This is a genomic window from Sphingomonas sp. NIC1 (assembly GCF_001638925.1).
Classification (GTDB): Bacteria; Pseudomonadota; Alphaproteobacteria; order Sphingomonadales; family Sphingomonadaceae; genus Sphingomonas; species Sphingomonas aquatilis.
Window position 1 is genome coordinate 2,579,649 of sequence record NZ_CP015521.1, and the last position, 12,703, is coordinate 2,592,351.

Genomic DNA, 12,703 nt, shown 5'->3' on the forward strand with positions numbered 1-12,703 from the left:
CGGACGACGCGCGATGTGGGGTGACGCTTCATGCCCTGTCTCGGGGCGGCTCATCGCCTTCCGCTGCCGTTGCTCCCGCCGTTCAGGCCATGCTAAGGCAGCGCCGATGCAACAGCTTGCGAACAACGCCGGTCGCGTACCGACGGACCGATCGAGCCGCTCGTGAGCAGCCCCGTACCGGCAGCCCCTCCCGACGCCCGTGCGGAGGATGAGACCCCCGTTCACCACAGCGATGGCCTGCTGAAGCTGGCGGTCGGTGCGATCGGCATCGTCTTCGGCGATATCGGCACCAGCCCGCTCTACGCCTTCCGCGAAACCTTTGCGGGGCATCACAAGCTCGCGCTCGATCCGCTGCACATCATGGGCGTGCTGAGCCTGATGTTCTGGTCGATGATGATCGTGGTGACGATCAAATACGTCGCCATCATCATGCGCGCCGACAACAATGGGGAAGGGGGCAGCCTGGCGCTGCTCGCGCTCGTGTCGGGGCGGACGAAAAGCAAGCGATGGTCGACCGGCATCGTGCTGCTCGGCGTCTTCGCGACCTCGCTGTTCTACGGCGATTCGATGATCACCCCTGCCGTCACCGTGCTCGGCGCGGTCGAGGGGTTGGCGATCGCGGCGCCGGCCTTTTCGGGGCTCGTGCTGCCGATCGTGCTCGCCATCCTGATCGCGCTGTTCTGGGTCCAGCGCAGCGGCACCGCGCGAATCGGCCTGATCTTCGGGCCGATCATGCTCGTCTATTTCGGCGTCATCGCCGTGCTGGGGCTGCTCAGCGTCGTCCAGACGCCGCATGTCCTGTGGGCGTTTTCGCCGCACCACGCGATCCACTTCTTCCTCGCCGACCCGGTCCGCGCGTTCCTGGCGCTCGGCTCCGTCGTGCTTGCGGTGACGGGGGCGGAGGCGCTGTACGCCGACATGGGGCATTTCGGGCGCAAGCCGATCGGCCTGTCGTGGCTGGTGTTCGTGCTGCCCGCGCTGATGTGCAACTATCTGGGGCAGGGCGCGCTGCTGTTCCGCGAAGGCGAGGCGGCGCTGCGCAGCCCGTTCTACATGCTCGCACCCGACAGCCTGCAGCTGCCGCTGGTGCTGCTGGCGACGATGGCGGCGATCATCGCCAGCCAGGCGGTGATCTCGGGCGCCTTCTCCGTCACGCAACAGGCGATCCAGCTGGGCTTCATGCCGCGGCTGCGTATCGAACATACCAGCGCGGCGACGGTGGGGCAGATCTATATCCCGCTCATCAACTGGCTGTTGATGACGATGGTGATCCTGCTGGTGCTGTTCTTCCGCACCTCGTCCAACCTCACCTCGGCCTACGGCATCGCGGTGACGGGGGCGATGTTCATCGATACGTGCCTGCTCGGCGTGGCGCTCACCCGGCTGTGGAACTGGCCGATCTATGCCGCGGCGCCGCTGCTCGGCCTGTTCTTCCTGGTCGACGGCGCCTATTTCGCCGCGAACCTGACCAAGGTGCCCGATGGCGGCTGGTTCCCGCTGATGATCGGCCTGATCGTCTTCACCTTCCTGACGACCTGGTCGAAGGGGCGGACTCTGATGATGGAGCGGCTGCGCGAGGCGGCGATGCCGACCAAGGTGTTCATCACCTCCGCGATCAATTCGGCGAGCCGCGTGTCGGGGACGGCGGTGTTCATGACCTCCAGCGCCGATGGCGTGCCGCATGCGCTGCTCCACAATCTGAAGCATAACAAGGTGCTGCACGAGCGAATCATCCTGCTGACGGTGAAGATCGTCCAGCAGCCCTATTGGCCGGAAACCGACCGCGCCACGCGCGAGGAGATGGGCGACGGCTTCTACCGCCTCGTCCTGCGCTACGGCTTCATGGAGGAGGTGGACGTGCCCGCGGCGCTGAAGCGCGTCCATGGCTGCGGCACCGATTTCAAGATGATGGACACCAGCTTCTTCCTGTCGCGCCAGACGCTGCTTGCCTCGGAACGGCCGGGTATGATGCTGTGGCGCGAAAAGCTGTTCGCCTGGATGCTGCGCAACGCCGAAAGCGCGATGGAATTCTTCCGCCTGCCGACGAATCGCGTGGTCGAGCTGGGCAGCCAGGTGGAGATTTGAGCGAGCCGGCGCCCATCATCGTGACGGCCCTGTTCGGGCGGCGCGACCAGGGCTGGTTCGATGCGCAGCGGGCGGCGCACTTCCCGCCCGAACGCAACGTGCTGGCCGCGCATCTGACACTGTTCCATCACCTGCCGCCCTCGGCAGAGGGCGAGATCAAGCATCGCCTGACCGGCCTGACCCGCGGCGTGCGAGCGCCGCAGGCGCGCGTCGGCGGATTGATGTCGCTGGGGCGCGGCGTCGCCTATCGGATCGAATCGCCCGATCTGGTCGCCATCCGGCGCGAACTGGCCGACGCCTTTGCGGGCCTGCTGACCCCGCAGGATGCTGGCGGCTGGCGCCCGCACGTCACCATTCAGAACAAGGTTCAGCCCAATATCGCGAAGCTGCTGCTGACCGCTTTGTCGCGCGATTTCGCCCCCCGCGACGTCGAAATCGCGGGGCTGGCGGCATGGTGGTATCGTGGCGGTCCATGGGAAGCACTTTCCCGTCACATGTTCGCTTGACGGGGGCGGTATCCCGCTCCTATAGGCGCCCCTCCACACGGCGGGGCGGAGTAGCTCAGCTGGTTAGAGCACGGGAATCATAATCCTGGGGTCGGGGGTTCAAGTCCCTCCTCCGCTACCACATCGGTAGCGCCGCGCGTGTGACACCATCGACAGCCGGAACGCTTTGTTCACCATTGCCGTGCGATGGTAGGCGCTGGTCGGTTCGGGTCGCGTCGATGCCCTATCACTTTTCCAATGAACGTCGGACCGCCGATCGGCGGGTCGCCAAGCAGCCCCATGCGGGGCCCGAGCGTCGTCTGGCGGAGCGCCGGGCGACCGAGGTGAAGCTGGTCCGCAAGCCGCAGCCGATGCATCGCGGCGTGTTGTGGGCGGCGGTTCTGATGGTTCTGGTCCTGTCCGACAGCGTGTGGCTCGACGGGGCGTATCGCCACATGGTGACGGGCGGCATCGCCGACTGGGTCGCCAGCGTGCGCTATTGGTCCGATCACGTCTGGGACTGGCGCGCCTAGGCGAAGGCGCCAAACGGATCGTTCATCACCAGCATCGCGTCGGACCGCGCGAGCGCGATCAGCGTCAGGCCGTGCGCGCGGGCGTGATCCAGCGCGAAGCTGGTGGGGGCGGAGATGCCGACCAGCAGCGGCGTCGCGGCGACCAGCGCCTTGTCCGCCATTTCAAAGCTGATGCGCGAGGTAACGAGCGTAAAGGCCGAGCCTGCGCTCGCCCGCGCCTGCGCGCCGATCAGCTTGTCGAGCGCATTGTGGCGGCCGACATCCTCAAAAATCGCCGCGATCGCGCCATCGGCGGTGCAGGCGGCGGCGGCATGAACGGCGCCTGTCGCCGCGTTGAGGCGCTGGTGCGCGCGAATCGCCGCCAGCGCGGCAAAGATCGCGGCCGGCTCGACGGCAGGGCGGGGCGGCCGCTGGCGCACCGGCCGGGCGAGCTGCTCCAGACTGGCGATCCCGCACAGGCCGCATCCCGTATCGCTGCTGCGGTGGCGGACGCGATCGTGGATGCGGGGGCGGCAGTGCGCGGCGAGCGCGACGCGGACGATCCAGCCCGCCTCCGCTTCGAAGACGTCGATATCCTCGACATCGGCAGCGGTGTCGGCGAGGCGTTCGGTCAGCATGAAGCCGAGCGCGAAGACGTCGAGATCGCGCGGCGTCATCATCATCACCGCATAGCCCAGCCCTTCGACCTCGATCGCGACGGGTGCCTCGACCGCGACGTCTCGCAGGCCCGTCGTCGCCCGGCCATCGGCGTGGAGCACCCGGATCGGCTCGGGCCGCGATACGCTCACAGTGCGGCGAGATCCTTGGGCGTGTTGACGTTGGCGAGCCGCTCCGGTGCGGCGATCGGCAGCGCGCCGATCTGCTGCGCCCAGCCGCGCACCGAACGTCGGCCGTCGCGCGCAACATGGTCGGCGAGCGCGTCGGCAAGGTCGGCGGGCCAGTGGCCGATGACCGGCGCATCGCTGCAATAGCTGGGCGCGCGGCGCAGCAGCGACGCGACGAGCGCCTCGGGCAGATATGGCGTGTCGCAAGGCACCGTCAGCACGCTGTCGAAGCCCTGCGTCACTGCGTAATGCAGCGCGCCCGCGATGCCGCCGAGCGGTCCGAGGCCGGGGGCGGGGCGATCCGCGATCCCACCCTCACGCCCCACGACGACCACCGCATCGGCCCAGCGTGCGCAGGCGTCGCGGACGTGCGAGAGCAGTGGCCGCCCGTCCCATAGCGCGGCGGCCTTGTCGCTGCCGAAGCGGCTCGATTGGCCGCCGGCGAGGATCGCGGCAAGGATCAGGCCGCCTTCTCCACCCGCACCGGCACGGATTTCCCCGCCGGAACATGGCTTTGTTCCGCCTTGTGCGTGACCGGCATCAGGATGTTGCATTCGGGGTAATAGCCGCCCAGGCAGCCGCGCGGAATGTCATAGGGCACGACGAGCAGGCCATCGACGCGCTTGTCGCCATTCGTGCCCTCATCGCCGACCAGATCGACCTTGTCGTGCTCGGCCAGGCCCAGTTCCGCCATGTCGGCGCGGTTCATCAGCACGACGTCGCGCGTGCCTTTGATGCCACGGAACCGGTCGTGATAGCCATAGACGGTCGTGTTGAACTGGTCGTTCGAGCGCAGCGTCATCAGGCGAAAGCGGCCGGGGGCGTCCTTGAAACCGGTGGCGTTCAACGCGCTCGGCACGTTGAATTCGGCGCGGCCGCTGTCGGTGAGCCATTGGCGGTGGGCGGCCGGCACGCCCTTCCAGAAGCCGCCGGGGATCCACATCCGTTCGTTGAAGCGGGCGAACTTGTCCGGATAGGTCGCCTCGATCGCATCGCGGACGAGGCCGTAGTCGCCGACCCACGCATCCCAATTTACCTTCGGGTTGGGATCAAGCGTCGCCTTGGCGATGCCGGCGAGGATCGCGGGTTCGCTGAGCAGCGTGTCCGCCGCCGGCGTCGCGCGGCCGCGGCTGCCGTAGATGCGGCTGAAACTGTCCTCCATCGTCACCGCCTGCGGGCCGGTCGCCTGTTCGTCGGTCTCGATCCGACCGAGGCAGGGGAGAAGATAGCAGGTCTTGCCGGGCAACAGATGCGTGCGGTTAAGCTTGGTCGCGATGCTGACGGTAAGGTCGAGCGTCTGCCACGCTGGCTCGATCCGTGCGGTATCGGGCACCGCGCGGGCGAGGTTACCGCCCAGGCCCAGGAACGCCTGCGCGCTGCCGTCGATGATATGTTCGCACGCCTCGACCGTGTCCCAGCCCTTCTCACGCGGGGGATCGAAATCATACAGCTGCTGCAGCCGGTCGAGCGGCGCGAGTTCGGGCTTTTCGGTGATGCCGACGGTGCGCTGGCCCTGGACGTTGCTGTGGCCGCGAACCGGGCCGAAGCCGGCGCCGGGCTTGCCGACGTTGCCGCGCAGCAGCATCAGGTTCACCAGCGTGTGGAGATTGTCGATGCCGTGGACGTGCTGGGTCAGGCCCATGCCGTAAACACAGATGACCCGCTTCGACTTGGCGTAGACTGCCCCGGCGGCCTCCATGTCCTGACGGGTGATGCCGCTTTCATGCTCCAGCGTTGCCCAGTCGGTCGCGCGGACCATGTCGGCGAACGCCTCGAACCCCGTCGTGTGTTCGGCGATGAAGGCATGGTCGAGAATCGCGGGGGCGTTGATCCGCTGGCACTGGTCGTCCGCCTCGATGACGTATTTGCAGATGCCGACCAAAGCGGCGATGTCGCCGCCGGCCTTCACTTGGTGATATTGCGTGGCGATCGGCGTCGACTTGCGCGTCGCCATCTCGATCGGGTTCTGCGGGTCGGTGAAGCGTTCGAGGCCGCGTTCCTTCAGCGGGTTGAACACCACGATCTCGACGCCCCGCTTGGCGCAACTGCGCAAGGGGTGAAGAAAGCGGGGCGAGTTCACCCCCGGATTCTGGCCGAAATAGAAAATAGCGTCACACTGGTCGTAATCCGACAAATGGATCGTGCCGACCGGCGAACCAATTGCAGACTTGAGGCCGACCGACGTCGTCTCGTGACACATGTTGGAGGAATCTGGCAGGTTCTGGCTGCCGTACAGGCGCGCCATCAACGCCCACATGTAGCTCGTTTCCAGACTCGCACGGCCGGACGCGTAGAAGATCACCTTCTTGGGATCGTAGCGCTTCAGATGCGTGCCGATATCGGCAAACGCCTCCGCCCAGCTGATCGCGACATAGCGATCCGTGGCGGCATCATATTTCATCGGATGCGTCAGGCGCCCGGCCTGTTCCAGATCGTAATCCTTCCAGCCGCGCAAGTCGCTGAGGGTATGCTTCGTGAAGAATTCGGGCGTGGTGCGATAGGTGGTCAGCTCCCACGCAGTCGCTTTCGCGCCGTTTTCGCAGAATTCGGCGATATGCGGATGCGCCGGCTTCCCCCAAGCGCACGAGACACACATGACGCCCCCGGGCTTGTTTAGCCGGGTCAGCTCGCGCGCGGTTTCCGGCCGCACCTTCTCGCGAAGGTTGATTTCCGCAACCGACTTCATCGATCCCCAGCCACCGGCGGGACCGGTGTAAGGTTCGGTGCTGATCGTCTGGTCGTCGCTCACGTCGTAGTCCCTCCGCTCGTCCGAACGCCAACGTCCCGCCCGGCGGTTGGATGCATGCCGCATGCCACGGCTTATGTACACGCCATCCGATATCTTATCACACGCCTGCCGACCGGCGCATGGCCAAACCCCACAATTTGAAGCAGCTCCGCGCAAATTGGTATTGTATTGATCTGAAAGGAATGAGACCACGATGGTTCTGAGGGGTGGTTTCAAACAAACCGCAAGCAAATAAGGGATGCTATGCTGTCCTTTGTTGTTGGCCGTAACCGGGTGATCCGTGGCGATGACACACGGACATTCGCGCTGATCGGTCGCGGCGAAATGCAATCATCCCCGGATCACGAAGGGGAAAAGAATATGATGATGTACAAGGGGATACTCGCCTCGACCTGTTGTCTGGCGGCGTTGCTCGCCATGCCGGCACACGCCCAGGTCACGACCGATCAGGACGCTGCGACCCAGATCGGCGATCCGGTCGCTTCTGCGAAGCTCGCCGCCGATCGGGCACGCGACGATTCGGTCAACGCAGACAAATCGCAGGACATCATCGTGACGGGCACGCGCATTGCGCGGCCGAACAACCGCTCCGCGGCACCGATCACCACCGTCACGGTCGCCGACATCGCTGCCCAGGGCGCGACGACGATCGAAGAGGTGATGAACCGTTTGCCGCAGGTGCAGGCCAATGCCGAACAGAATTACGCCGATTCCGACGGCCGCCAGCGTATCAAGCTGCGCAGCCTGGGTTTCGAACGTACGCTGACGCTGGTCGACGGGCTGCGGCTCGGCATCCAGAACGGCATGGACGTCAGCCTGATCCCCAACGAGCTGGTCGAGCGGATCGACGTTCTGTCGGGCGGTGCGTCGTCGGTCTATGGATCGGACGCGGTCGCAGGCGTCGTCAATTTCGTGCTGAAGAAGGAGTTCAACGGCATTGCGCTGACCGGCAACTACAGCTTCTTCAACCACGACAATCGCGCCAATCCGGTGACCGAAGCGGCCGGCCGGGCCTTCTTCCCGGCCAAGCAGGGTTGGACCAACGACGGCGGTCGGGCGAACGTGACGCTCACCGCGGGCAAGACCTTCCTGGACGGGGCGGTCAGCCTGTCGGGCTACCTCAACTATCGCCAGTCGGAGCAGGTAAACCTGGGCGACCGGTCGCTGTCGGCGTGCGAAGTCACGCAGACGATCGCGACCGGTGTGCTCAACTGCACGCGGAGTACCTATACGCAGGCGGGCACGATCGTCCCGGGCGGGATCGGTGTGGGCAGTACGTTGGTCAACGATCCCAGCGGGTCGGGCCGATTCGTGCCTTATAACTCCGGTCCGGGCACCTCGACCAATCCGTACGACGAACTGGCATTCCAGCGGCCGTTCAATCGCCTGAACACCGGCGCCTTCCTGAACGCCAGGATTTCGAGCGACATCGAATTGTATTCGACCGCGATGTTCTATCGCGACCGGTCGTTCAATACGCTCCCCAACCGCGTGTATTCGTACAGCGCCTATGGCGCGCCGGCGTATCAGACCAACTGCGATAATCCGTTCCTGTCGGCGTCGCAGCGCACGACGCTGTGCGGTACGCAGACGACCGGGCTCGTGCCGCTCGACGTCCGCTATCGCTTCGATGCGCTGCCGCTGGTCGAGACGGGGTTCGAGAACCGCGGCGTGCGCGTTGCGGGCGGCCTGCGCGGCAAGGTGCTCGACGATGCCTGGCGGTACGACATCGCGGGCGTCTATTCGATGATGCGCGCCAAGACGATCTACCCGTCGCAGCCGGATTACGACCGCGTCAACCGGTCGCTGAACGTGGTGAACGTCAACGGCACGCCGACCTGCGCGTCGGTGGTCAGCGGTGTCGACCGCGCCTGCGTGCCGTTCAACGCCTTCATCCCCGGTAACAGCAACCTGGCGCTGAACGACTATCTGTTCACCAGCACCGACGGGTCGGAGAACAGCACGTCGCTGATGTGGCAGGCGCTCGCGGTCCTGAACGGTGACCTTGGCAAGTACGGCATCACCTCGCCGCTCGCCGAGCAGGGCGTCGCGGTCGCTTTCGCCAGCGAGTTCCGCGCCGAGATGTTCAAGCGTAGCGCCGATGCCCAGTTCCGCGCCACCAACGGCGGCACCGATGCCCGTTTCACGCAGAACGTCGTCGAATCGAACGTCGAGGTGCAGGCGCCGCTGATCGAGCACAAGCCGTACACCGACCTGTTGCAGGTCAACGGCGGCTATCGCGTGTCGAAGTACAACCGCTTGAACGGCACCTTCAACACGTGGAAGGTGGAAGGCATCTGGGCGCCGATCGCCGACATCGGCTTCCGCACGTCGTTCAACAAGGCGCAGCGCGCGCCGACCGTGATCGAGGCGGATCAGGCGAGCAACGTCAACTATACGACGTCGGGTCCGAACGATCCGTGCGCGTCGACCCGCGATCCCAATTCGTCGAACCCCAACGTGCGGGTCGCACCCACGGCGTCGATCGAGCAATGCCGTCGCACCGGCCTGCCCGACAATCTGTACGGCAGCGCGACGTTGGACTGTTCGGCGCTGAACCCCGGCTGCACCGTGCGCAACGGCGGGTTCAATCTGAAGCCCGAAACCGCCTATACGAAGACGTTCGGCGTGATCCTGCGCCCGCGCTTCATCCGCGGGCTGACGGTGTCGGCGGATCGCTTCATCATCAACTTGAATGACTCGATCAACTTCTTCCAGGTCAACGACTTCCTCAACGGGTGTCTGACCACGGGGCTGCAATATTACTGCCGCGGTATCGTGCGGAACCCCGGCACCTACACGCTGAACAGCGCGCCGGGCGGCAATCCGACGACCGGCTATTATGCGCGCGGGACGAGCAACAGCTACAAGTCCCAGTCGCATGGCTGGGACTTCCAGGGGCAGTATACGCTGGGCCTGGCGGGGGCGGGGTCGCTCGATACGTCGTTCAACGGGACGCTGACGACGCGCGTCGGCAGCCAGGATACGCCCGATGCCACGCCGCGCAACTGCGTCGGCTATTACGGGCCGGGCTGTGGCGAGAGCATGCCGCGCTGGTCGCACGGCCTGCGCACCACCTGGACCAGCGCCGACAAGGTGGCGAGCGTATCGCTCAACTGGCGGCACATCTCGGGCATGACGATCAGCTACAACGCGCCGGCCGACACCGGCATTCCGGCGAACACGGCGCAGTTCCGCCGGTTCTACACGGGCGTGCCGACGTACGATTACATCGATCTGTCCACCAGCTTCGACATCGCCAAGCGCTTTGCGCTGCGCGTGTCGGTGAACAACCTGTTCGACCGCGACCCGCCGCTGCTTCCCGACTCGCGCAACGTGTTGGGCCTGCTGCGTAGCAATACGCTGTTCCGCTACGACCTGCTCGGTCGGCAGATCGTCGTGGGAGCGACCGCGCGCTTCTAATAGCGCGCCTTTGCCTATCGGATGGTTCAAAATCGTGGGCCGATCGCCTAGATCGGTCCACGACTCTTTCATCCGACAGGCTTTCCCATGACCATTCATACCACCCGCATGCTGATCCTCGGTTCGGGGCCTGCGGGGCTGTCCGCCGCGATTTATGGCGCGCGGGCGGGGATGCAGCCGATCGTCGTGCAGGGCATCCAGCCCGGCGGTCAGCTGACCACGACGACCGATGTCGAGAATTATCCGGGCTTTGCCGAGGTCATCCAGGGGCCCTGGCTGATGGAGCAGATGCAGAAGCAGGCGGAACATGTCGGCACGCGGCTGATGTGGGACACGATCGTCGAGGTCGACCTGTCCAAGCGCCCGTTCCGCCTGATTGGCGACGGCGGCGATGTGTATGAGGGCGAGGTCCTGGTGATCGCGACCGGCGCGCAGGCCAAGTGGCTGGGCATCGAGAGCGAAGAGCCGATGAAGGGCAAGGGCGTCAGCGCCTGCGCGACCTGCGACGGCTTCTTCTATCGCGGCAAGAAGGTCGCAGTGATCGGCGGCGGTAACACCGCGGTCGAAGAGGCGCTGTACCTCACCAACCACAGCGACGATGTGACGCTGATCCACCGCCGCGATACGTTGCGCGCCGAGCGCATCCTGCAGGAGCGGTTGCACGCGCATCCCAACATCACGGTGCTGTGGAACAAGGAAGTCCGCGAATTCGTCGACGGCGGCGGCACCGCGGGCCTCGTCGCGCTGGAGCTGGAGGATACGCAGACCGGCGAGCATTCGCGGCTCGACGTGCAGGGCGGCTTCGTCGCGATCGGCCATCATCCGGCGACCGAGCTGTTCCGCGGCCATCTGGCGCTCGACGACGATGGCTATATCGCGGTGGAGACGGGCTCGACGCGCACCAGCGTGCCGGGCGTATTTGCGTGCGGCGACGTGGCGGACAAAGTGTACCGACAGGCCGTGACGGCGGCGGGCACCGGTTGCATGGCGGCGCTGGATGCCGAGCGGTTCCTGGCGGCGGCGGAGTTCGCTGAGATGGCAGAGGCGGCAGAGTAAGCGATCCGCTGCCACTTCCGCCTCAAAATGTCGCCCCAGTGAAGGCTGGGATGACGTTGAGTTGGGCGCGTTGTGGTCAGAGTCTGGTTAGGGCGGCGAGGACGGCGTTGCGTAGCGCGCGCTGGTCTTCCGCCCGGGCGAAGCTGTGCGAGGCGGTGTCGATCCGCGTCGCGGGCAGGTGGCGCGCGGCGGCGGCATAGGCTTGCGCGGTGGCGTCGCCGCTGGCGAGCAGCACGGTCGCCGCGTCGCCCCAAGTTTCGATCGCAGAGACGACGCGGGTGGCGAGCGCTTGCGGCGATGAGGCGGCGGCCTTGCGCAGGCCCTTCACTGCTTTGGCAAGGTCGATGTGGCCGGTAAGCAGGCGACGCCATGCCGCGGGGTCGGTGAGGCGCTGGCGGTAGGTCGCGCGGATCGCGGCGGCAGGGGGCAGGGCGTCGTTGTCCTCGACCGTCCAGGGGTTGGCGAGCAGCAGGTGATCGATGCCGGCGTCGCGGCCGAAGAGCGCGAGCGTGCTCGCCGCGTCGCAATTGCCGAAGCCGACGATGCGGTCGAGCTGTGGGGCGTGGGCGCGAAAGGCGGCGGCTGCGGTGATCAGATCGTCTCGGGCGGACAGGAAACCGTCGTTTACGCCGGTCGAGTCGCCGATGCCGCGGCGGTCGTAGCGGAAGGCCGGATGGCCCGCCGCCGACACCGACTGTGCGAGGAGCGCCATGCCGCGATGCGCGCCGCAGCGGATTTCGTTGCCGCCGGAGACGATCAGCAGACCGATCGTGCCGGGTGCTGCGTCGAGCGTACCGATCAGCGTGTCGCCCGCGCAGGGGAAGCCGATCAGGCTTCGCATGTGGCGATCCAGGCGGCGATATCGTCGGCCAGCAACTCGGCGAGGGCAGGGTCGTCGCCCGGCTCGGCGCCCCGCCAGAGCGGGGCGGCGTCGATGTGACGGTCGGCGGGGGCGGGATCGGACGACAGGCGCACGACACGGCGAGGCGTGCCGGGTTGATCGAAGGGGGCGGCGGCGCTGAACGAAGCGAGTAGGTTGGGCGACAGGACGTTGCCCGCAATCTCCACAGTGTCGGCGCCGTACATCATCGCCTGTCGGTCGCCGTCGTTGCCCGCCGCCCGCCACGTCCGGTGCAGATCGCGGAGCAGGGATTCGCCGTCCTGAGGGGCAAGATGCCACCGGCCGCTATGCAGCGCGCAATAGTCGAGCAGTGCGCCGCTGCGCATGCCGACCGCGTAGGTCCGTCGCCCTTCGTCACGGCAGCGGTCGGTCAACGCCTCCAGCATCTCGGCCATGCAAAAACGAGTGCAGTCTTCAAGCAGCACCACGCTCTCGCCCTGTCCCGGCACGTCCGGCAGCAGACCGGCGATCCCGCGTTCGGCCAGCTGGCGCAGCAGGCCGACGGCGAAGGTGCGCGTGCGGTTGGCTTCTTCGAAGAGGGGCAGGGCAAGGATGACCACCGGCCCGGTGTCGGGGCCGAAGCGCAGCAGCGCCTCGCGGCCGCCGCTCCAGTCGTAATGGTCGATGCGCGGCGCCATGCCGCCCGA

Annotated in this window: 10 protein-coding genes and 1 tRNA gene; 6 read left to right on the forward strand and 5 right to left on the reverse strand. The window is 66.3% G+C overall.

Annotated elements, in window-relative coordinates; all coding sequences use genetic code 11:
* Positions 1-162: 162 nt before the first annotated feature.
* The 4 genes from A7E77_RS12180 (at position 163) to A7E77_RS12195 (ending at position 3,103) form a co-directional block, all read left to right on the forward strand.
* Entirely contained in the window at positions 163-2,085 is a 1,923-nt protein-coding gene (locus A7E77_RS12180) for a potassium transporter Kup (RefSeq protein WP_053111604.1), read from the forward strand.
* The gene (locus A7E77_RS12185; protein ID WP_053111605.1) at positions 2,082-2,591 is read left to right on the forward strand and encodes a 2'-5' RNA ligase family protein; all 510 of its coding nucleotides are present in this window, start codon (positions 2,082-2,084) and stop codon (positions 2,589-2,591) included. The genes A7E77_RS12180 and A7E77_RS12185 overlap by 4 nt, the downstream gene beginning before the upstream one ends.
* 44 nt (positions 2,592-2,635) lie before the next feature.
* Positions 2,636-2,712: transfer RNA gene (locus A7E77_RS12190), tRNA-Met, on the forward strand.
* Positions 2,713-2,809: 97 nt separating this feature from the next.
* The gene (locus A7E77_RS12195; RefSeq protein WP_017978177.1) at positions 2,810-3,103 is read left to right on the forward strand and encodes a hypothetical protein; all 294 of its coding nucleotides are present in this window, start codon (positions 2,810-2,812) and stop codon (positions 3,101-3,103) included.
* Here A7E77_RS12195 and fdhD read toward each other — a convergent pair.
* Genes fdhD through A7E77_RS12210 form a run of 3 tightly spaced genes read right to left on the reverse strand, consistent with a single transcriptional unit; the run spans position 3,100 to position 6,676 of the window.
* Positions 3,100-3,891, reverse strand: a complete 792-nt coding sequence (fdhD, locus tag A7E77_RS12200) for a formate dehydrogenase accessory sulfurtransferase FdhD (protein WP_053111606.1) — start codon at positions 3,889-3,891, stop codon at positions 3,100-3,102. The two genes, A7E77_RS12195 and fdhD, sit on opposite strands and share 4 nt — an antisense overlap.
* A complete protein-coding gene (locus A7E77_RS12205; RefSeq protein ID WP_226341739.1) occupies positions 3,888-4,481 on the reverse strand; it encodes a molybdenum cofactor guanylyltransferase in 594 nt (197 codons plus the stop codon). Before A7E77_RS12205 ends, fdhD begins: the two co-directional genes overlap by 4 nt.
* Positions 4,388-6,676 (reverse strand): FdhF/YdeP family oxidoreductase, encoded by a 2,289-nt coding sequence (locus A7E77_RS12210; protein WP_053111607.1) that lies wholly within the window; start codon positions 6,674-6,676, stop codon positions 4,388-4,390. Before A7E77_RS12210 ends, A7E77_RS12205 begins: the two co-directional genes overlap by 94 nt.
* A 360-nt stretch (positions 6,677-7,036) precedes the next feature.
* Between A7E77_RS12210 and A7E77_RS12215 the strand changes: the two genes are divergently transcribed.
* Positions 7,037-10,099 carry a TonB-dependent receptor domain-containing protein gene (locus tag A7E77_RS12215; RefSeq protein ID WP_226341740.1) on the forward strand — a complete coding sequence of 1,021 codons (3,063 nt, stop codon included), beginning with the start codon at positions 7,037-7,039 and terminating at the stop codon, positions 10,097-10,099.
* 87 nt (positions 10,100-10,186) lie between these two features.
* On the forward strand, positions 10,187-11,155 hold the full coding sequence (gene trxB, locus A7E77_RS12220) for a thioredoxin-disulfide reductase (protein WP_053111609.1): 969 nt from the start codon (positions 10,187-10,189) through the stop codon (positions 11,153-11,155).
* 76 nt (positions 11,156-11,231) lie between these two features.
* On the opposite strand, the gene A7E77_RS12225 is transcribed toward trxB, so the two are convergent.
* Complete coding sequence (locus A7E77_RS12225; RefSeq protein WP_053111610.1) at positions 11,232-11,996, reverse strand: hydrolase 1, exosortase A system-associated; 765 nt, start codon at positions 11,994-11,996, stop codon at positions 11,232-11,234.
* Positions 11,984-12,694 carry a hypothetical protein gene (locus A7E77_RS12230; RefSeq protein ID WP_053111611.1) on the reverse strand — a complete coding sequence of 237 codons (711 nt, stop codon included), beginning with the start codon at positions 12,692-12,694 and terminating at the stop codon, positions 11,984-11,986. Before A7E77_RS12230 ends, A7E77_RS12225 begins: the two co-directional genes overlap by 13 nt.
* Positions 12,695-12,703: the final 9 nt, after the last annotated feature.